Annotated in this window: 21 protein-coding genes and 1 tRNA gene; 10 read left to right on the plus strand and 12 right to left on the minus strand. The window is 69.1% G+C overall.

Annotated features, from left to right (window positions below; genetic code table 11):
* Positions 1 to 22 precede the first annotated feature (22 nt).
* Together RAMLITH_RS03915 and RAMLITH_RS03920 are read left to right on the plus strand one after the other, a co-directional pair.
* Positions 23 to 1,297 (plus strand): D-amino acid dehydrogenase, encoded by a 1,275-nt coding sequence (locus RAMLITH_RS03915; protein WP_168105987.1) that lies wholly within the window; start codon positions 23 to 25, stop codon positions 1,295 to 1,297.
* 31 nt (positions 1,298 to 1,328) lie between these two features.
* Positions 1,329 to 2,789 carry an NAD(P)H-hydrate dehydratase gene (locus RAMLITH_RS03920; protein WP_168105988.1) on the plus strand — a complete coding sequence of 487 codons (1,461 nt, stop codon included), beginning with the start codon at positions 1,329 to 1,331 and terminating at the stop codon, positions 2,787 to 2,789.
* Between the two features lie 7 nt (positions 2,790 to 2,796).
* Here the strand turns inward: RAMLITH_RS03920 and RAMLITH_RS03925 are convergent, their stop codons facing one another.
* Entirely contained in the window at positions 2,797 to 3,561 is a 765-nt protein-coding gene (locus RAMLITH_RS03925) for an SDR family oxidoreductase (protein WP_168105989.1), read from the minus strand.
* Positions 3,562 to 3,937: 376 nt separating this feature from the next.
* On the opposite strand from RAMLITH_RS03925, the gene RAMLITH_RS03930 reads away from it, so the two are divergent.
* The 5 genes from RAMLITH_RS03930 (at position 3,938) to RAMLITH_RS03950 (ending at position 7,416) form a co-directional block, all read left to right on the plus strand.
* Positions 3,938 to 4,726, plus strand: a complete 789-nt coding sequence (locus RAMLITH_RS03930) for a hypothetical protein (protein WP_168105990.1) — start codon at positions 3,938 to 3,940, stop codon at positions 4,724 to 4,726.
* A 63-nt stretch (positions 4,727 to 4,789) separates the two neighbouring features.
* Positions 4,790 to 5,290, plus strand: a complete 501-nt coding sequence (locus RAMLITH_RS03935; protein WP_168105991.1) for a hypothetical protein — start codon at positions 4,790 to 4,792, stop codon at positions 5,288 to 5,290.
* A 66-nt stretch (positions 5,291 to 5,356) separates the two neighbouring features.
* A complete protein-coding gene (locus tag RAMLITH_RS03940) occupies positions 5,357 to 5,569 on the plus strand; it encodes a hypothetical protein (RefSeq protein ID WP_168105992.1) in 213 nt (70 codons plus the stop codon).
* A gap of 344 nt (positions 5,570 to 5,913) precedes the next feature.
* Positions 5,914 to 6,585: a response regulator transcription factor gene (locus tag RAMLITH_RS03945; RefSeq protein WP_168106453.1), complete on the plus strand. Its 672-nt coding sequence runs from the start codon at positions 5,914 to 5,916 to the stop codon at positions 6,583 to 6,585.
* A gap of 33 nt (positions 6,586 to 6,618) precedes the next feature.
* Positions 6,619 to 7,416: a sensor histidine kinase gene (locus tag RAMLITH_RS03950; RefSeq protein ID WP_168105993.1), complete on the plus strand. Its 798-nt coding sequence runs from the start codon at positions 6,619 to 6,621 to the stop codon at positions 7,414 to 7,416.
* A 98-nt stretch (positions 7,417 to 7,514) separates the two neighbouring features.
* Here the strand turns inward: RAMLITH_RS03950 and RAMLITH_RS03955 are convergent.
* Both RAMLITH_RS03955 and dnaQ read right to left on the minus strand, forming a co-directional pair.
* Positions 7,515 to 7,589 (minus strand) — tRNA-Val (locus RAMLITH_RS03955).
* Positions 7,590 to 7,619: 30 nt separating this feature from the next.
* The gene (dnaQ, locus tag RAMLITH_RS03960) at positions 7,620 to 8,336 is read right to left on the minus strand and encodes a DNA polymerase III subunit epsilon (RefSeq protein ID WP_168105994.1); all 717 of its coding nucleotides are present in this window, start codon (positions 8,334 to 8,336) and stop codon (positions 7,620 to 7,622) included.
* Between the two features lie 45 nt (positions 8,337 to 8,381).
* Here dnaQ and RAMLITH_RS03965 point away from each other — a divergent pair, with 45 nt between their 5' ends.
* Together RAMLITH_RS03965 and RAMLITH_RS03970 are read left to right on the plus strand one after the other, a co-directional pair.
* Positions 8,382 to 9,137 carry an SDR family NAD(P)-dependent oxidoreductase gene (locus RAMLITH_RS03965; RefSeq protein ID WP_168105995.1) on the plus strand — a complete coding sequence of 252 codons (756 nt, stop codon included), beginning with the start codon at positions 8,382 to 8,384 and terminating at the stop codon, positions 9,135 to 9,137.
* A 5-nt stretch (positions 9,138 to 9,142) separates the two neighbouring features.
* On the plus strand, positions 9,143 to 9,787 hold the full coding sequence (locus RAMLITH_RS03970; RefSeq protein WP_168105996.1) for a DUF599 domain-containing protein: 645 nt from the start codon (positions 9,143 to 9,145) through the stop codon (positions 9,785 to 9,787).
* A 21-nt stretch (positions 9,788 to 9,808) separates the two neighbouring features.
* Here the strand turns inward: RAMLITH_RS03970 and RAMLITH_RS03975 are convergent, their stop codons facing one another.
* The 9 genes from RAMLITH_RS03975 to uvrB form a co-directional block, all read right to left on the minus strand.
* Entirely contained in the window at positions 9,809 to 10,168 is a 360-nt protein-coding gene (locus RAMLITH_RS03975; protein ID WP_168105997.1) for a protein tyrosine phosphatase family protein, read from the minus strand.
* Between the two features lie 79 nt (positions 10,169 to 10,247).
* Positions 10,248 to 10,589 (minus strand): ISC system 2Fe-2S type ferredoxin, encoded by a 342-nt coding sequence (fdx, locus tag RAMLITH_RS03980; protein ID WP_168105998.1) that lies wholly within the window; start codon positions 10,587 to 10,589, stop codon positions 10,248 to 10,250.
* On the minus strand, positions 10,586 to 12,451 hold the full coding sequence (hscA, locus tag RAMLITH_RS03985; RefSeq protein WP_168105999.1) for a Fe-S protein assembly chaperone HscA: 1,866 nt from the start codon (positions 12,449 to 12,451) through the stop codon (positions 10,586 to 10,588). The genes fdx and hscA overlap by 4 nt, the downstream gene beginning before the upstream one ends.
* A 10-nt stretch (positions 12,452 to 12,461) precedes the next feature.
* On the minus strand, positions 12,462 to 12,986 hold the full coding sequence (gene hscB, locus RAMLITH_RS03990) for a Fe-S protein assembly co-chaperone HscB (RefSeq protein ID WP_168106000.1): 525 nt from the start codon (positions 12,984 to 12,986) through the stop codon (positions 12,462 to 12,464).
* 67 nt (positions 12,987 to 13,053) lie between these two features.
* Complete coding sequence (gene iscA / locus RAMLITH_RS03995; protein WP_168106001.1) at positions 13,054 to 13,377, minus strand: iron-sulfur cluster assembly protein IscA; 324 nt, start codon at positions 13,375 to 13,377, stop codon at positions 13,054 to 13,056.
* 18 nt (positions 13,378 to 13,395) lie between these two features.
* Positions 13,396 to 13,782 (minus strand): Fe-S cluster assembly scaffold IscU, encoded by a 387-nt coding sequence (iscU, locus tag RAMLITH_RS04000; protein WP_168106002.1) that lies wholly within the window; start codon positions 13,780 to 13,782, stop codon positions 13,396 to 13,398.
* An 83-nt stretch (positions 13,783 to 13,865) separates the two neighbouring features.
* Positions 13,866 to 15,086 carry an IscS subfamily cysteine desulfurase gene (locus tag RAMLITH_RS04005; protein ID WP_168106003.1) on the minus strand — a complete coding sequence of 407 codons (1,221 nt, stop codon included), beginning with the start codon at positions 15,084 to 15,086 and terminating at the stop codon, positions 13,866 to 13,868.
* A 72-nt stretch (positions 15,087 to 15,158) separates the two neighbouring features.
* Positions 15,159 to 15,695: a Fe-S cluster assembly transcriptional regulator IscR gene (iscR, locus tag RAMLITH_RS04010; protein ID WP_168106004.1), complete on the minus strand. Its 537-nt coding sequence runs from the start codon at positions 15,693 to 15,695 to the stop codon at positions 15,159 to 15,161.
* 252 nt (positions 15,696 to 15,947) lie between these two features.
* The gene (uvrB, locus tag RAMLITH_RS04015) at positions 15,948 to 18,050 is read right to left on the minus strand and encodes an excinuclease ABC subunit UvrB (protein WP_168106005.1); all 2,103 of its coding nucleotides are present in this window, start codon (positions 18,048 to 18,050) and stop codon (positions 15,948 to 15,950) included.
* Between the two features lie 134 nt (positions 18,051 to 18,184).
* Between uvrB and RAMLITH_RS04020 the strand changes: the two genes are divergently transcribed.
* Positions 18,185 to 19,384 (plus strand): amino acid aminotransferase, encoded by a 1,200-nt coding sequence (locus tag RAMLITH_RS04020; protein ID WP_168106006.1) that lies wholly within the window; start codon positions 18,185 to 18,187, stop codon positions 19,382 to 19,384.
* The last annotated feature ends 84 nt before the right edge of the window (positions 19,385 to 19,468 follow it).

Genomic DNA, 19,468 nt, shown 5'->3' on the forward strand with positions numbered 1-19,468 from the left:
GCCGCCGCGGGGAGCGGACGTCATGAGAGTCGCCGTCATCGGCGCCGGCATCGTCGGCGTCACCACGGCCTTCGAGCTGGCCGTCGACGGCCACGAGGTCACCGTCTTCGAGCGGCGCGCCGCCGTCGCCGAGGAGGCGAGCTTCGCCAACGCCGGCGTCGTCGCGCCCGGCTACGTCACGCCGTGGGCCTCGCCCGGCATGCCGGGCAAGGTTGCCGGCTACCTGCTGCGGCAGCACGCGCCGGTGCGGGTCACGCTGCCGTTGTCGCGCGCGCACCTGGCGTGGATGTGGCGCTGGTTCCGCGCCTGCGACCCCGCGACCTACACGGCCAACCGCGCCCGCATGCAGCGGCTGGCGTTCTACAGCCGCACGCGCCTGGCCGAGATTCGCGAGCACTTCCAGTTCGAGTACGACCACAGCGCCGGGTACATGGTGCTGCTGCGCGGCGAGAAGGACCGCAAGCTGGTGCAGCCGAGCCTGCAGGTGCTGCGCGACGCGGGGGTGGCTTTCAGGGAACTGGGCGCCGACGAGGCGCGCCAGGTCGAGCCGGCGCTCAGCCCGGACGCAAAGTTCGTGGGCGCCGTCCACCTGCCGGCCGACGAGGTCGGCAACTGCCGCCAGTTCGCGCTGCTGCTGAAGAACGAAGCGCAGCGCGCCGGCGTGAAGTTCGAGTTCAACCAGGCCGTCGACGCGCTCGATGCGGCGCAACCCGCCGCGCTGCGGGTCTGGGCGCTGGGTGCGACCGCGCCGCAGCAGCGCGTGTTCGACTCGGTGGTCGTGTGCGGCGGCGTCGATTCGGCCGCCCTGCTGCGGCCGCTGGGGCTGCGGGTGCCGATCGTTCCGGTCTACGGCTATTCGATCAGCGCGCCGCTGCGCGAACCGCTCAACGCGCCGATCAGCGCCTTGATGGACGAGCGCTACAAGGTGGCCATCGTCCGCCTGGGCAACCGGGTGCGGGTGGCGGGGAGCGCCGAAATCGGGGGCGACCCGGACCGCAAGCGCCGCGCCTCGATCGAGACCTTGTACAAGGTGCTGCACGACTGGTTTCCCGGCGCCGCGCAGCTCGCCAACACCGGCGCGGGCGTGCAGGAGTGGAAAGGCGCGCGCCCGATGATGCCCGACGGGCCGCCGCTGCTCGGCGCCAGCGGCATCCCCGGGGTGTGGCTCAACCTGGGCCATGGCTCCAGCGGCTGGGCGCTGGCCTGCGGCAGCGCCCGCGCCGTGGCCGATCTCATGGCGGGGCGCCCGCCGCAGGTCGACGTGGAAGGCCTGGGCGTCGAGCGACTGCGCTTGTAGGCGTCGCCGGCCGGGTGCCAGAATCCGGCTCATGGACCGCATCCGCCCGCACCGCGCCTGGCCCTTGTTCGACACGGCCGCCAGCCGCGCGATCGAGCGGGCCAGCGCCGGCCACCTGCCGCCGCATGCGCTGATGCAGCGCGCCGGACTCGCCGTCGCACGGCTGGCGCTGGCGCTCGCGCCCCACGCCAGGACGATCTGGCTGGCCTGCGGGCCCGGCAACAACGGCGGCGACGGCTTCGAGGCGGCGATGCACCTGCGCTCCTGGGGCAAGAATGCGATCGTCACCTGGTCGGGCGACGAAGGCCGGCTGCCGCAGGATGCGCGTGCCTCGCTGCAGCGCGCCCGTGCGGCCGACGTGCGCGTCGCGCCGCACCCACCCGCCGAGTGGGACCTCGCCGTCGACGCGATGCTTGGCCTGGGGGCGGCGCGGCCGCTCGAAGCCACGCTGGCGCAATGGGCGACCCTGATGGCGGCGGACGCGCGGCCGGTGCTGGCCGTGGACCTGCCTTCCGGACTCGATGCCGACACCGGCGGCGGCCACCCCGCGCGTGCGAGCCATACGCTGGCGCTGCTCACGCTCAAGCCGGGGCTGTTCACCGCCGGCGGCCGGGACGCCGCGGGCGAGATCTGGTTCGACGACCTGGGCATCGCCGAACCCGCGGCACGGCCGACGGCCTGGCTGGCCGGTGCGCCGCCGGAGGTGGTGCGGCTGCATGCCTCCCACAAGGGCAGTTATGGCGATGTCGCCGTGGTCGGCGGCGCCGCGGGCATGGGCGGCGCGGCGCTGCTGGCGGCGACGGCGGCGCTGCACGGGGGCGCCGGCCGCGTGTTCGCCTGCCTGCTGGATCCAGTTGCGGCCGGATTCGATTCCGCGGAGCCGGCGCTGATGCTGCGCCGCTGGGACTCCCTGGACCTGTCGGCCATGGCCGTCGCCTGCGGCTGCGGCGGCGGCGACGCCGTGCGCGCGGCGCTGCCGACGGTGCTGGCAACGGCTCGCGCGCTGGTGCTCGACGCCGACGCGCTCAACGCCATTGCCGCCGATACGCAGTTGGAGTCGCTGCTGAAGGCGAGAGCGCGGCGGGCGCGCCCGACCGTGCTCACCCCGCATCCGCTGGAAGCCGGCCGGCTGCTCGGATGCACGGCCGCCGAGGTGCAGGCGGACCGGCTGGGCGCCGGCCGCGAGCTGGTGCAGCGGCTCGGCTGCGTCGTGGTGCTGAAAGGTTCGGGGACGGTCATCGCCGGTCCCGGCCGGACACCGCTGCTCAATCCGACCGGCAACGCGCGCCTCGCCAGCGCCGGCACCGGCGACGTGCTGGCCGGGCTCGTGGCGTCGCATCTGGCGGCGATGCCGGACGGCTTCGACGCGGCCGCGGCCGCGGTCTACGAACACGGCCGGCTGGCCGACCACTGGCCGCGGCGTCAGGCCCTGACCGCTTCGGCGCTGGCACGGGCCGTGGCGCCGGAGCGCGGGTGGCCCGCCCCGCTCTGAAGCGATGTCAGCCGCGCCCGACGAAGGGCATCTTGGTCGCCATCACCGTGTGGAACAGCACGTTGGCCTGCAGCGGGAGGTTGGCCATGTACAGCACCGACTGGCCGACGATGTCCACGTCCATCAGCGGCTCGGGCGCGATCTCGCCGTTCGCCTGCGGCACGCCCCTGGCCATGCGGTTGGCCATGTCGGTGCCCGCGTTGCCGATGTCGATCTGGCCCACGGCGATGTCGTACTTGCGGCCATCGAGTGCGGCGGACTTGGTGAGGCCCGTCACCGCATGCTTGGTCGCGGTGTAGGCGATCGAGAACGGCCGCGGCGCATGCGCCGAGATCGAACCGTTGTTGATGATGCGGCCGCCCATCGGCGTCTGCGCCTTCATCGCCTTGAACGCCTGCTGGATGCAATAGAACATCCCGTTGAGGTTGGTGTCGACCACCTGCCGCCAATTGTCCAGCGGCAGTTCGTCGAGCGGCACCGCCGGCGCGCCGATGCCGGCGTTGTTGAACAGCAGGTCGACGCGGCCCCAGGCCTTGAGCGTCGCGGCGAACAGCGCCTCGACGGAGGCCGCGTCGGTGACATCCGTGGGCACCGCCAGCACGCGGTCGCCCGCATCCGCTTGCGCCACCACCTGCTCCAGCGCCTCGCGCCGCCGCCCCGCGATCGCCACCCGCCACCCGTCGCCCAGCAGCGCGAGCGCCGCGGCCTTGCCGATGCCCGCGTTGCCGCCGGTGACGACGGCGACGCGCGCCGCGGATTCCTTGCTTGCCATGAGAACTCCTTCCGAGTATTGCGGTGCGAATGCTACCCCGATGCGGGAACGCCACCCGGACTCCACTTCGCGAGCGCAAGCGCCGCCGCCGCGCCGCGGCGATGCTCGTTACATCCGTTCCCTGTGCTTACTGATCATTTTGCGCGCCGGCGCCGCCTCCGCGCGAACCCCTTCGGCGCCCTGTCCGCCACGTGGCGCAGCGCATGGGCACCGGACGGCACTCAATCGAACTAGGTAGTCAGCACGCGCGATTGCGGGGGGCGGGCCCGGACCCGAGACTGCCCTGGCAGCGTGGCCTGGCGCCAAGGGCACGCGGCAAGGCGGCTCGCCGCCGCTGCAGTCCCCGTCTTCAACCATCCGTCCGCAAGGAGTTCACATGATCACCCGTCACTTTCTGAAGACATTCGCCACGCTCCTGGTCGGCCTCGGCTGCGCCGCTTTCGGCGGCACCGCGGCGGCCCAGGGGACGCCTTCCGCCAAGGCGACCTTCGCCTACGGCATGCTCAAGACGCTGCCCGCGTGCTCCACCACCGATGCCGCGGGCTGCGGCGGGGTGGGCGACAGCGGCTGGCACTCGATCCTCAAGCAGCAGATCAAGCTGGCCAACCAGAAGGACCTGTTCATGAACGCGTCGCTGCAGTGCGGCATCGTCACCGACACGACCGTCAAGAGCCTGAACTCCACCTCCACGAGCTCCTACGACACCGCCGAAGCGCGCGGCACGGTGCGCGTGCGGGTGAAGATCACGACCCCGGACGGCTCGGTGGTGTATGCCCAGCCGAACAGCGGCGCCGAACTGGCGGCCGGTCCGGGCTCCGGTGAGGGCATCGTGTTCTGCGACCGCATCCAGCAGCTCAAGGCCAAGTTCTCGGGCCTGCAGTGCACGGCCAGCCTGACCACCGGCGTCGTCACCTGCACCACCCCGGAAGAGCTGCAGCTGATCCTGAAGACGCTCAACGCGGCGGCCTTCAACTACGTCGCTCCGAACCTGCAGTCCGGCGTCCACATCGTGGAGGTGCAAGCGCGCAACTCGGCCGCCACCGGGGCGACGGGCACCAACGGGTCGCTGGCGAGCGCCAACGCCTTCATCGGCATGGGCTCGGTCGCCGTCGAATCGGTCCGGATGATCAAGGGCAACGACGGCACCACGCTGGCGCTGGATTGACCCGCGCATCGGCACGTAAACCGGACGCCGTCGCACCGGCGGCGTCCTTCCGAGGAGTCGGAGATGCAAACGAGCCGGAACATTCTGTCGCGCGCGTGGACCCTGGCGGCCGTCGCCGCCGTCATGGGATGTGGTGGCGGCGGTGACGACGAAGGACGCCACGCCGTGCCCGGTGCGGCGCCGCCGGCGACCCAGGCCCGCGCCGCAGCGACCGCCGCCCTGCCGCGCCCCATCGACGATCGCGCACTCGCCCCCGCAGCGTCCTCCCCTGCCGGCGGCGGGCCAGCCGCGCACGGCGCCACCCTGCTCGACCCGCTGGTGGCGAACCGGGTCCAGGCCGAGCTCGACGCGGTGGAACGGGGCCTGCAGGTCGTGCCCGAGACGGATCCCAGCAAGTTCGAAGCGCTGGAGGTGATCCGTGACTTGCGCAGGGAGCTGGACAAGGACCGGCCGAACCGGCTGAAGGTGCGGGGGCTGCTGGGCGGGCTGGCCCAGGGGATCCCGTCACTGGAGGGCTGGAAAGGCGCAGGCAAGTTTCTGCCGCAACTCATTCCCCTCGTGTGATTGCGGGCCCACGGAGCAGCACCAGCACGCGCGCAGCCCGACAGCTCTTTTGAATGGGTGGACGCCATGGATACCAGCCGCTCGGCCCAAGACACCGACGCGGGAGCGCTCGAGGCCGCCGCAGCCGAGGAGCAGCGCCTCTGGCTCCTGATCGCCGATCCGCACACGCCCCCGACCGAGCGCGTGAAAGCGTATGCCGGCTGGCTGCGAATCACCGGCGTCCTGCGCGAGCTTGGCGCCGCTCCCGAATACCCGAAACGCCCGGGCAGTTCCGCATGAGGACGCCCGACAAGGCTCCGGCGCGCATCAGCGCCGCCCGCTGCAGGTGGCGGCGCCTGGCCGCCACCTGGAAAGCGCGGGACATTTGTCACCTGCCATTTGCGAGGCTTGCCCCTTGCCCGGGACACGGCCAGCGCATACGGTGGGGAGTACAAATGGGAGAAGCAATGAGAACTGCCAGCGCGCCGTGGTCCTCACTCGAACGGGCGGCCGAGGGGGTCGTCGCCCACGTCCCGGCGGCACGCCACGAAGATGCGCGAGCCGCCGAAGCCGGCGCCGCCGCCACGGCCGACGCTGCCGCCGCCCCGGCCGGCTGCGCGAGCGCGCCGCTCTGGCCCTGCTTCATGGCCGGCCAGATCGAGAAGCCAGTGCGCGTGATCGTGGTCGACGACGATGCACACATCCGGCGGGTGATCGCGCAGGAACTGATGTGCGATCGCCGGACCATCCTCGTTGCAGAGGCCCCGTCGCTGCGCGAGGGAAAGCGGGTGGTGCGCGAGCATGACTTCGACGTGCTCCTGGTGGACCTCAACCTCGGCGACGGACGGGGTTATGACCTCATCGCCTACGCCAAGGAGCTGCGCAGCAGCGTGGAGGCGGTGGTCGTGTCCGTGCTCGAAGCCGACGACGACGTGATGCGTGCCTTCGAACTCGGGGCCTCCGGTTTCCTCGTGAAGAACTCGTGGTTCGGCGGATTCGCCCAGGCCGTGCTGCAGGTCGCCAACGGCGGCGCCTCGATCACGCCCAGCCTGGCGCGGCGGATGCTGCTTCGATTCGACCGCGGAGGCGTGCTTCGGAACCTCACTTCCGGGGCACGGACCCGCGGGAGACTGAGCGAGCGCGAACGCGAGGTCCTGCGGATGATCTCCAGCGGCATGACGAGCGCGGAAATCGGAACGATGCTGGGCATCAGCCATCTCACCGTGAACACCCACGTGAGGAAGATCTACAGCAAGCTCCAGGTACGCAACCGCGCGCAGGCCGTCCGTTTCGCGACCGCGTCGGGGCTGCTCTGATGAGGGAGCTGCACCGAAGCGGGTACCTCCAGAATGACTTGGACCTGGTCGAAATGGCTGTTCGGCGCCGGCATCAGTCTCGTGGTGTGCCGCGCGTTGATCGAGCTGGTGTCGCGACTGGACCCGTGCATCCACGTCGGCACGGCGATCGGCCTCCTGATCGAATCCACGCTGCTGGCCTTGCTCGTGATGGGCTTTGCCACGCAGCTTGCGGGGGACCAGCGGGTGATGCGCGCGGAACGGGCGCGGATCGCCAGCGACCTTCACGACGGCCTGGGATTCCACCTCACCACCGCCCTCTCGCTGGCCGGCGAGGCGCGCAAGGCGAACTCCGAGCCGTGGCTGATCGTGGAACTCGCGCTGCTGGAGCTGCACTCGGTGATCCACTTCGCGCACTCCGGCGGCGAGTCGGTCGTGCAGTCGCTGGGCAGCCTGCGGTATCGGCTGCAGAAGGTGGTCGAGCGCGAGGGCGTCGACCTGGTGTGGCAAGTCCGCCACGACATTCCGGACGACGTCCTCGCCGGCGCGCCCGCCTATCACTTCATCAAGATCGTGCAGGAGGCGCTGAGCAACGTGCTGCAGCATGCGCGTGCGACGCGCCTGATCGTCCAGGTCGGCTCGCCTCCGCCGGGCAGGATGTTGACGCTGAGGATCGTCGACAACGGCCGCGGCATCACGCAGCGCGACCTGACCAGTCACGGCCGCGGGATGGACGGCATGTCCCGGCGCGCGCGGCTGCTCGGGGCCAAGCTGACGATCGCGCCCATGCCGGAAGGCGGCACCTGCGTCCACCTCTCGGTCCCATTGCCCTGCCGCGCGTGCGATCCATAGCCGGACGTCCGCGCCGAACCGGCCCGGTGCGCTTCTTCACCGAAGCAAGTGAAAAAGGGCCGACGCTTTCGCGTCGGCCCTTGTCTTCGGTGCGAATCTGGTGGGTGATACATGGATCGAACATGTGACCCCTGCCGTGTGAAGGCAGTGCTCTACCGCTGAGCTAATCACCCCTTGTTTTTCCGTTTCCGGAAAGCCCTGGATTATGCCACAGGTCGAGCGCGGTCCTGCCGCCAGAGCGTCTTGCCGCCGCTCGCCTTATCGAGCAGCTTCAGCACTTCCTCGTGCGCCGCCGTCTCCTGGTCGCTCGCGAGCAGCACCGGCAGCGTGAACTGGCGCAGGTCCACCCGCGTCGTGATCGCGCCGATGGCGTCGGCCGCATCGACGTCGATCAGCAGCGCCTCCTGGCCGCGCGTGAGGTTGATGTACACATCGGCGAGCAACTCGGCGTCGAGCAAGGCGCCGTGCAGCGTCCGGCTGGAGTTGTCGACGCCGAGGCGGTCGCACAGCGCGTCCAGGCTGTTGCGCTTGCCGGGATACATCTCCTTGGCCATCGCCAGCGTGTCGGTGATGCGACCGACGAAACTGGTGAACCCCGGCTTGCCGAGCAGGTCCAGTTCCTTGTCGAGGAACGCGACGTCGAAGGCGGCGTTGTGGATGATGATCTCGGCGCCGGCGAGGTACTCCACCAGTTCGTCGGCGATCGCGGCGAACTTGGGCTTGTCGCGCAGGAATTCGTTGCTGATGCCGTGGACCTTGAGCGCGTCCTCGTGGCTGTCGCGCTCGGGGTTCAGGTAGAAATGCCGGTTGTTGCCGGTCAGCTTGCGCGACACGAGCTCGACGCAGCCGATTTCGATGATACGGTCGCCGGCTTCGGCCGACAGGCCCGTGGTTTCGGTGTCGAGGACGATCTGGCGCATGGCTGGCGATTATGCTTGAGGGCTGCGATCCAACGGGAGCAAGACATGTTCGATCTGACGGGCAAGGTGGCGCTGGTCACCGGGGGCAATGGCGGCATCGGGCTGGGCATGGCGACGGGCCTCGCCGAAGCGGGCGCCACCGTGGTGCTGGCCGGGCGCAACGCCGTGAAATCGGGCGCGGCCGTCACCGCCTTGCGCGCGCGCGACAGGCTCGCCGATTCCATCGAGTGCGACGTCACCCGCGAGAGCGAGGTCGCGGCCCTGTTCCAGGAAGTCATGCTGCGCCACCTGCGGCTGGACATCCTCGTGAACAACGCCGGCACGACGGTGCGCAAGCCGCCGCACGAACTGGGCCTGGACGAATGGAACCGGGTGATGGACACCAACCTCACCAGCGCGTTCCTCTGCTGCCGGGCGGCGCACGCGCTCATGAAGGAAGGCGGCGGCGGCAAGATCATCAACATCGGCTCGATGCTGTCCATCTTCGGCGCGCCGTACGCGGCGGTGTACGGCGCCAGCAAGGGCGGCATCGTCCAGTTCACGAAATCGATCGCGACGGCGTGGGCCGCCGACAACATCCAGGCCAACGCGGTGCTGCCCGGATGGATCGACACCGAACTCACCCGCGGCGCGCGAGCGCAGGTGCCGGGTCTGAACGAGCGGGTGCTGGCCCGCACGCCGGCGGGGCGCTGGGGGGCGGCCTCCGACCTCGCGGGCATCGCCGTGTTCCTCGCGAGCAGCGCGTCCGACTTCATCACCGGCACCGCGATCCCGGTCGACGGCGGGTACTCGATCACCTGAGCGGCATGGCGGACGCGCTCGGCTGGTGGCTGGCGGCGATCACGGTCGCCGTCCTGCTCGCCTACCAGGTCCTGCTCGCGGCGGCGGGGCGGCGGCGGCCGCAGCGGCTGGCGCGCGCGGCCCATGCCACCTTGCGCGAACAATGGTTCGTCGCCGTCTCGGCGCAGAAGGGCTCGGAAGTGCTGGGCGTGCAGACCCTGCGCAACTCCCTCATGTCGGCGACCATGACCGCTTCGACGTCGGTGCTGGCCCTCATGGGGACGGTCACGCTCGCGGCGCCGTCGCTGGACGCGACCTTCAGGGGCACGGGTCTGCCGCAGTTCACGCCGCGGCTCGCGATGGAACTGGTCCTCATCGCGCTTCTGTTCGCCTCGCTGGTCGCTTCCGTGATGGCGGTGCGCTACTACCACCATGCCGGCTTCATCGTCGGCATGCCGGTTGAATCGCAGGCGCGGCGCGAGTGGTCGGAGGCGGGGGTTGCGTACCTCGGCAAGGCCGGCCGGCTCTATGGCTGGAGCCTGCGCTACCTGCTGCTGGTGGTCCCGGTCGTGGCCTTCATCCTGCACCCCGTGACGGGGCCGGTGGCGGCCGTGCTGGTCGCCGGCGTGCTGTACGGCTTCGACCGGTTTTCGCCGGCCGCGATCCGCTAACGCCGCGCGCCGGTCCGTCCGTCAGCCGGCCGACCGGCCCTTCTGGTACAGCGCGGCCGAACGGCGACCGGTGCGGCAGAACGCCAGCACCGGCTTCGGCAGGCTGTCCACCAGATCCGCCATCCGCCGCGCGTCGGCGTCGGAATGGCCGGACGGCGGCACCGGCAGGTGCCGGTAATGGAGGCCGGCCGCCCGCGCCGCGGCCTCGAGCTCGGCGCTGCGGGGCTGCGCGCGCCCGCCCTCGAAGTCGGGACGATTGTTGACGATGCTGCGATAGCCCGCTGCCGCGGCGGCGTGCATGTCGTCGGCGCCCAGTTGCGGCGTGATCGACAGTGCCTCGTCGACGCGCTCCACCGGAAGATGTACTGCATGAGTGTCCATGCCGCATGAGAGCACACGGCGGGCGGCCGCCGTGTCGGAAAGCGCCGGATCCGGTGTCGGCGCGATCAGGCAAACGGCATCAGCCGCGCTTTTCCTTCGCCAGGTTGATGGTGTAGCGCGGAATCTCCACCACCAGGTCCTGCTGGGCCACGATCGCCTGGCACGACAGCCGGGAGTCGGGCTCGAGGCCCCAGGCACGATCGAGCAGGTCTTCCTCGTTCTCGTCCATCTCGTTGAGGGACTTGAAGCCCTCGCGAACCACCACGTGGCAGGTGGTGCACGCGCAGCTCATGTCGCAGGCGTGCTCGATCTCGATGTCGTTGTCCAGCAGCGCCTCGCAGATCGAGGTGCCCGGCGTCACCTGCAACTCGGCGCCCTCGGGGCAGATTTCGGGGTGCGGCAGGACCTTGATCTTCGTCATAGCGTTTCCACGTTCTTGCCTGCCAGCGCCTGCTGGATGCTGTGATTCATGCGCGCGGCGGCGAAGCCTTCCGTGCCCTTGGCCAAGGCCCCGGTCGCCGCCTCGATCGCACCCGCGTCATGGCTCGACTGCGCGACCCGCCGCAACTGCTCCACGAGCTCGTCGATGTGCGCGCGCTCCTGCGCCCCCAGCAGCGTGCCGTCGGCGTCCAGCGCGCTGCGCGTCGCCAGCAGCATGCGGTCGGCCTCGACCCGCGCTTCGGCCAGGGCCCGCGCCTTCATGTCCTGTTCGGCCGTGGTGAAGCTCTCCTGGAGCATCCTGGCGATCTGTTCGTCCGACAGTCCATAGGACGGCTTGACGTCGATGCGCGCCTCGACGCCGCTGCCCTGCTCACGGGCGCTGACGTTCAGCAGGCCGTCGGCGTCCACGGTGAAGGTGACGCGGATGCGGGCCGCGCCGGCCGCCATGGCGGGAATGCCGCGCAGCTCGAAGCGTGCGAGGCTGCGGCAGTCCTGCACCAGGTCGCGCTCGCCCTGCACCACGTGCAGCGCCATCGCCGTCTGGCCGTCCTTGTAGGTCGTGAAGTCCTGCGCCTTGGCGGTCGGGATCGTCTCGTTGCGCGGCACGATCCGCTCGACCAGCCCGCCCATGGTCTCGATTCCCAGCGACAGCGGGATCACGTCGAGCAGCAGCAGGTCGCCCGCGGTGTTGTTGCCGGCGAGCTGGTTTGCCTGGACCGCGGCCCCCAGCGCCACCACCTCGTCGGGGTCCAGGTTGACGAGCGGTTCGGTGCCGAAGAACCCGGCCACGGCCCCGCGCACCTGCGGCATCCGGGTCGAGCCACCGACCATCACCACGCCCTTGACTTCATCGCGAGCCAGCTTCGCGTCGCGCAGCGCCTTGCGAACCGCGGCCATGGTGCGGGCAGTCAGGTCGGCCGTCACCGCTTCGAAGTCCTGCCGCGTCACGGGCACCTGGATCACGCGGCCTTCGAGTTCCACCCGCGCCACCGTGCGATCTGCCGCCGACAGCTGCTCCTTCGCCGTGCGCGCCGTCATCTTTACGGCCGCCTTGGCCGCCGGGCTGGCCGCCATGACCGCTGCCTTGCCGAGGATCCAGTCGGCGAGCGCACGGTCGTAGTCGTCGCCGCCGAGCGCCGAGTCGCCGCCGGTCGCGATCACCTCGAACACGCCGCGGGCCAGGCGCAGGATCGAGATGTCGAAGGTGCCGCCGCCGAGGTCGTAGACGGCGTAGATGCCCTCGCTCGCGTTGTCCAGTCCGTACGCGATCGCCGCCGCCGTCGGCTCGTTGATCAGCCGCAGCACGTTGATGCCGGCGAGCTTCGCCGCGTCCTTGGTAGCCTGCCGCTGGGCGTCGTCGAAATAGGCCGGCACCGTGATCACTGCGCCGTACAGGTCCGCATTGAAAGTGTCTTCGGCCCGGTAGCGCAGTGTCGCCAGGATTTCGGCGCTGATCTCCACCGGCGACTTGGTGCCGGCGCGCGTTTCCAGCGACACCATGCCGTGCGCGCCCCCTTCGGAGAAGCGGTGCGGCAGCTTCTCGCGATTGGCGATGTCGGCCAGGCCCCGGCCCATGAAACGCTTGACGGAAGCAACGGTGTTTTCGGGATCCTCGGCCTGGGCCGCGTGCGCGTCGTGCCCGATCTGCCGCCCGCCGCCCTGCAGGTAGCGCACCACCGAAGGCAGGAGCACCCGGCCCTGCCCGTCGGGCAGGCACTCGGCGACACCGTTGCGCACCGCCGCCACCAGGGAGTGCGTCGTGCCGAGGTCGATGCCGACGGCGATGCGCCGCTGGTGGGGATCGGGGGTCTGCCCGGGTTCGGAGATCTGCAGCAATGCCATGGGCCTGACTTTACCGTCCCAGTTGTTCAAAGCGGTCCTGCACGTCCTGGCCGAAGCGCTCGATGAACATGAGCGCTCTGACCTGCCCGGCGGCCGCGGCGGCGGCGTTGTCCCGATCGAGCAGCTGCTCGATGTCGCGCAGCACCTCCTGGCGCGACTGGCGCAACTGCACCTCCAGCCGCTCCAGCGCTTCCTCGTCCTGCGCTTCCTCCAGGGCTTCGCGCCATTCCATCTGCTCGATCAGGAATTTCGACGGCATGGCGGTGTTGTCCTGCGCGTTGATGGGCGCGCCGCGCAACTCGCACAGGTAGGCGGCGCGCTGCAACGGGTCCTTCAGGCGCTTGTAGGCCTCGTTGATGCGCACCGACCACTGCATCGCGACGCGCTGCGCCGCGGCGCCTTCGGCCGCGAACCGGTCCGGATGGGCCTGGCGCTGCAGTTCCTTCCATCTCGCGTCGATGGCGGCGCCGTCCTGCGCGAACCGCTCTGGCAGCCCGAACAGCTCGAAGTCGCTGGATTGCAGGTGAAGGTTCATGGTCGTCTGATGAAAAAGACCGCCGGCACCGGGGATGCGGGGGCGGTCTCTCGGGATCCGGGATGGGTCAGACGCGGAAGCTTTCCCCGCACCCGCAGCGGTCGCGCTCGTTGGGGTTGCTGAACTTGAATCCCTCGTTGAGCCCCTCGCGCACGAAGTCGAGCTGCGTGCCGTCGATGTACGCGAGGCTCTTGGGATCGATCAGCACCTTGACGCCGTGCTGCTCGAACACGATGTCCTCGGGGGCGAACTCGTCCACGTATTCGAGCTTGTACGACAGCCCGGAACAGCCGGTGGTCTTCACGCCCAGCCGCACGCCCACGCCCTTGCCCCGCTTCGCGAGATAGCGGGTGACGTGGCGAGCGGCGGCCTCGGTCAGGGTGATCGCCATTGCGCTTGTTTCCCCCGCCTAGTGCGTGTGCTTCTTCTTGTAGTCCTGGACGGCCGCCTTGATGGCGTCCTCGGCCAGGATCGAGCAGTGGATCTTCACCGGCGGCAGCGCCAGCTCTTCGGCGATCTCGCTGTTCTTCAGCGCGGCCGCCTGCTCGAGGGTCTTGCCCTTCACCCATTCGGTGACCAGCGAGCTCGACGCGATGGCCGAGCCGCAGCCGTAGGTCTTGAAGCGCGCGTCCTCGATGACGCCGGTCGCAGGGTTCACCTTGATCTGCAGCTTCATCACGTCGCCGCAGGCGGGCGCGCCCACCATGCCGGTGCCGACGCTGTCGTCGCCCTTGTCGAAGGAGCCGACGTTGCGCGGGTTCTCGTAGTGGTCGACGACTTTCTCGGAATAGGCCATTTCTCTCTCCTGTCTTGGTCAGGCGGACGCCGGTCCGCGTGCCTGGATGCCGGGTGACTCCGGAATCGCAGGGCCCGTGTTCTTCAGTGCGCGCTCCACTGGATGGTGGAGAGGTCGACGCCGTCCTGGTACATCTCCCACAGCGGACTCAGCTCGCGCAGCCGCGAGACGTTCTGCTTGATGGTGGCGACGGCGTAGTCGATTTCTTCCTCGGTCGTGAAGCGGCCGATCGTCATGCGCAGGCTGCTGTGCGCCAGCTCGTCGCTGCGGCCGAGCGCGCGCAGGACGTAGCTCGGCTCCAGCGAGGCCGAGGTGCAGGCCGAGCCGGACGAGACGGCCAGGCCCTTGATGCCCATGATCAGCGACTCGCCTTCGACGTAGTTGAAGCTGATGTTCAGGTTCTGGGCCACGCGTCGCTCGAGGCTGCCGTTGATGAACACCTGCTCGACGTCCTTCAGGCCGTCCAGCAGCCGCTGCTGGAGCACGCGCGCCTTCTCGTTGTCGCGCGCCATCTCGACCTTCGCGATGCGGAACGCCTCGCCCATGCCGACGATCTGGTGCGTGGGCAGCGTGCCCGAACGCATCCCGCGCTCGTGGCCGCCACCGTGCATCTGCGCCTCCAGCCGCACCCGCGGCTTGCGGCAGACGTACAGCGCCCCTATGCCTTTCGGGCCGTAGGTCTTGTGCGAGGCCAGGCTCATCAGGTCGACCGGCAGCTGCTTCACGTCGATGTCGACCTTGCCCGTCGCCTGCGCCGCATCCACGTGGAAGATGATGCCCTTCTCGCGGCACAGGGCGCCGAGCGCCGGGATGTCCTGGACCACGCCGATCTCGTTGTTCACGAACATCACGCTGGCCAGGATCGTGTCGGGCCGCAGCGCGGCCTTGAACGCATCGAAGTCGACCAGGCCGTCCTCCCGCACGTCGAGGTAGGTCACCTCGAAGCCCTGGCGCTCCAGTTCGCGCATCGGGTCCAGCACCGCCTTGTGCTCGGTCTTCACCGTGATCAGGTGCTTGCCGCGGCCCTTGTAGAAGTGCGCGGCGCCCTTGATGGCCAGGTTGTTGGACTCGGTCGCGCCGGACGTCCACACGATCTCTCGCGGGTCGGCGCCGATCAGGTCGGCCACCTGGCCGCGCGCCTTCTCGACCGCCTCCTCCGCTTCCCAGCCCCAGGCATGGCTGCGCGACGCCGGGTTGCCGAAGTGCTCGCGCAACCAGGGAATCATCGCGTCCACGACGCGCTGGTCCACCGGCGTCGTCGCGCCGTAATCCATGTAGATCGGGAAATGCGGGGTGGTATCCATGGTGACTTGGCGAGGGATGATGTCTTCAGCGGACCGGTCCGGCCTTGCGCATGCGCAAGCCGGAACCACTCGCTACGACTTGGCGAACGTGTTCCCCAGGGCGAACACCGAGTTCGGCGCGTTGACGCGGATCGGCTTGACCACGGGCTGGCTGGAGATCGCGCGCTTGACGGCCGGCTTGTCCTCGACCTGCACCCCCTTGGCGAGCTGCTCGTCGACCAGCTTCTGCAGGGTCACCGAGTCCAGGAACTCCACCATCCGCTGGTTCAGCGCGGCCCACAGTTCGTGGGTCATGCAGCGGCCGCCGTCGCCCTGGCAGTTTTCCTTGCCGCCGCATTGCGTCGCGTCCAGGGGCTCGTCCACCGACACGATGATGTCGGCCACGGTGATGTCGGCCGCCTTGCGCCCGAGGCTGTAGCCGCCGCCCGGACCGCGGGTCGACTCCACCAGTTCGTGGCGACGCAGCTTGCCGAACAGCTGTTCGAGGTAGGACAGCGAGATCTGCTGGCGCTGGCTGATCGCTGCCAGCGTGACGGGGCCGTTGTTCTGGCGCAGGGCCAGGTCGATCATCGCAGTGACCGCAAAGCGGCCTTTGGTTGTGAGACGCATCGCAAGCTCCTTCTGCTTGGGCCGTTCCTTCATTCGCCCCACGACGCCGCTGGCGCCCGGAGCCCGTCTCCGCCCTTTCGTCCGGCTTCCCCACCGGATTCCCGCCGCTCGTGCCAGCGAGTCCTTGGACTGTTCTTGAGTGTTTCGATCAAGTTTACCAGAAAACCCGCCGAGGCGCTCAGGTAATCGGGAAATAGATCGTCGGCTGCCGCCGAGGTTCCCGGCCCCAGGCGCGGCGGGCGCCGACGCCTCCTACGTCCGCTTCGCCGACGGCAGGACGACCACGTTGTCGTGCACGACCGCGCCGAACGCCTGCTGCTTCAGCACCGCCAGCCGGTCGCGGGTGGCGGCAGCCTTCTCGAACTCCAGGTTGCGGGCGTGCTCCAGCATCTGCTTTTCCAGCCGCTTGATCTCCTTGGCGATGTCCTTCTCGGACATGTCCTCCACCATCGCCCGCTGCAGTTCCTGCTTCTCCTTTTCCTTGCTGGCCTTCTCGCTGTAAACGCCGTCGATGAGGTCGCGCACCTGCTTGACGATGCTGCGCGGCGTGATGCCGTGCTCCTCGTTGTAGGCGATCTGTTTCGCCCGGCGACGCTCGGTCTCGCCGATGGCCTTCCTCATCGACTCGGTCATCTGGTCGGCATAGAGGATGGCCTTGCCGTTCAGGTTGCGGGCGGCCCGGCCGATGGTCTGGATCAGCGACCGCTCGGCCCGCAGGAAGCCTTCCTTGTCGGCGTCGAGGATGGCCACCAGCGAGACCTCGGGAATGTCCAGGCCCTCGCGCAGCAGGTTGATGCCGACCAGCACGTCGAAGGTGCCCAGCCGCAGGTCGCGCAGGATCTCGACCCGCTCCACCGTGTCGATGTCGCTGTGCAGGTAGCGCACCTTCACGCCGTTGTCGCCGAGGTAGTCGGTCAACTGCTCGGCCATGCGCTTGGTCAGCGTCGTGATCAGCACCCGCTCGTTCTTTTCGGTGCGCAGCCGGATCTCCTGCAGCACGTCGTCCACCTGGTGGGTCGCCGGGCGCACTTCCACCTCGGGGTCGACCAGCCCGGTGGGCCGCACGAGCTGCTCCACCACCTGCCCGGCATGCTCCTGCTCGTAGGCGGCGGGCGTCGCCGACACGAAGACCACCTGCCGCATGCGCGCCTCGAACTCCTCGAACTTGAGCGGCCGGTTGTCCAGCGCGGATGGCAGGCGGAACCCGTATTCGACCAGCGTCAGCTTGCGCGCCCGGTCACCGTTGTACATGGCGCCCAGCTGCCCGATCATCTGGTGGCTCTCGTCCAGGAACATCAGGGAGTCCTTGGGCAGGTAATCCGTGAGCGTGGACGGCGGCGCTCCCGGCGGCGCGCCGGACAGATGCCGGGTGTAGTTCTCGATGCCCTTGCAGTGACCGATCTCGCTGAGCATCTCCAGGTCGAAGCGGGTGCGCTGCTCCAGCCGCTGGGCCTCCACCAGCTTGCCGTCGGCGACCAGTTCCTTCAGCCGCTGGTCCAGCTCGATCTTGATCGACTCGACGGCCGACACCACCTTTTCGCGCGGGGTGACGTAGTGGCTCGACGGATAGACCGTGAAGCGCGGCACCTTCTGCCGGATGCGCCCGGTGAGCGGATCGAACAGCTGCAGCGATTCGATCTCGTCGTCGAACAGCTCGATGCGGATCGCCAGCTCGCTGTGTTCCGCCGGAAAGATGTCGATGGTGTCGCCGCGCACCCGGAACGTGCCGCGCGAGAAGTCCTGCTCGTTGCGCGTGTACTGCATCCGGATCAGTTGCGAAATGACGTCGCGCTGGCCGATCCTGTCGCCCACCCGCGTGATGAACCGCATCTGGGTGTAGTCCTCGGGGGCGCCGATGCCGTAGATGGCGCTCACCGTGGCGACGATCACGGTGTCCCGCCGCTCGAGGACGCTCTTGGTGGCCGACAGGCGCATCTGCTCGATGTGCTCGTTGATCGAGCTGTCCTTCTCGATGAACAGGTCGCGCTGCGGCACGTACGCTTCCGGCTGGTAGTAGTCGTAGTAGCTGACGAAGTACTCGACGGCGTTCTTCGGGAAGAACTCCCGGAACTCGGAATACAACTGCGCCGCCAGCGTCTTGTTCGGCGCGAAGACGATCGCCGGCCTGCCCAGCCGGGCGATCACGTTCGCCATGGTGAACGTCTTGCCGGAGCCGGTCACGCCCAGCAGGGTCTGGAACACCTCGCCGTCGCGCACGCCTTCGACCAGCTTTTCGATCGCCACCGGCTGGTCGCCGGCGGGCGGATACGGGAGGTACAACTCGAAGGGCGAGCCGGGGAACGTGACGAACTCGCCCCGCTTCTGCTCGGGAATGACTTCTGGAATCGCGGACATCTGTATTGAATGACCTGTATCAAGGCTCGCCGCCGCGGCGCGGGTGCCAGCGGTGCGGCCGCTAAAATCGAGGGTTGCCGGACAGGGTACCGCAAGCGCGCCCGCCGTGCCCACCACTCTTTCCAAGGATCCACATGTCTCTGTTCAACGCCGTCGAAATGGCCCCGCGCGACCCCATCCTGGGCCTCAACGAACAGTTCAATGCCGATTCGAACCCCGACAAGGTCAACCTGGGCGTCGGCGTGTACTACGACGACAACGGCAAGCTGCCCCTGCTGGAGTGCGTGAAGACCGCCGAGAAGCAGATGATGGAAGCGCCCAAGGCGCGCGGCTACCTGCCGATCGACGGCATCGCGGCGTACGACAGCGCCGTGAAGAACCTGGTATTTGGGGCCGGCAGCGACGCCGTCAAGTCCGGCCGCGTGGCCACGGTCCAGGCGCTGGGCGGCACCGGCGGACTGAAGGTCGGCGCCGACTTCCTGAAGCGGCTGAGCCCGAACGCCAAGGTGCTGATCAGCGACCCGAGCTGGGAGAACCACCGGGCGCTGTTCACGAACGCCGGCTTCGTCGTCGAGGCGTATCCCTATTACGACGCCGCCCGCCGCGGCATCAACTTCGACGGCATGCTCACGGCGCTGAACGCGGCGCCGGCCGGCACGATCGTCCTGCTGCACGCCTGCTGCCACAACCCGACCGGCTACGACCTGACGGCCGGCCAGTGGGACCAGGTGGTCGCCGTGACCAAGGCAAGGCAGCTGGTGCCGTTCCTGGACATGGCGTACCAGGGTTTCGGCGCCGGCATCGCCGAGGACGGCGCCGTCATCGGCAAGTTCGTGGCGTCGGGCCAGGATTTCTTCGTGTCCACCTCGTTCTCCAAGAGCTTCAGTCTCTACGGCGAGCGCGTCGGCGCGCTGTCGGTGCTGTGCTCGAACAAGGAAGAGGCCGACCGCGTGCTGTCGCAGCTGAAGATCGTCATCCGCACCAACTACAGCAACCCGCCGACCCACGGCGGCCAGGTGGTGGCCACCGTCCTCAACACGCCCGAACTGCGCGCCTTGTGGGAGAAGGAGCTCGCCGCCATGCGCGTGCGGATCAAGCAGATGCGCACCGCGATGGTGCAAAAGCTCAAGGCGGCCGGCGTGAAGCAGGACATGAGCTTCATCGAACAGCAGGTCGGCATGTTCAGCTATTCGGGCCTCACCAAGGACCAGATGGTGCGCCTGCGCAGCGAGTTCTCGGTCTACGGGACCGACACCGGGCGCATGTGCGTCGCCGCGCTCAACAGCAGGAACATCGACTACGTCTGCGCCTGCATCGCGAAGGTGGTCGGCTGAGCGGAGCTGGCCAGTCCGGCACGTAGGCCCAGCCGCACGGCGGTATCAGCGGGAATGCCGATGGCGCCGCCCGGTCGGGGTGCT

The sequence above is a fragment of the Ramlibacter lithotrophicus genome, assembly GCF_012184415.1.
Lineage (GTDB): Bacteria > Pseudomonadota > Gammaproteobacteria > Burkholderiales > Burkholderiaceae_C > Ramlibacter > Ramlibacter lithotrophicus.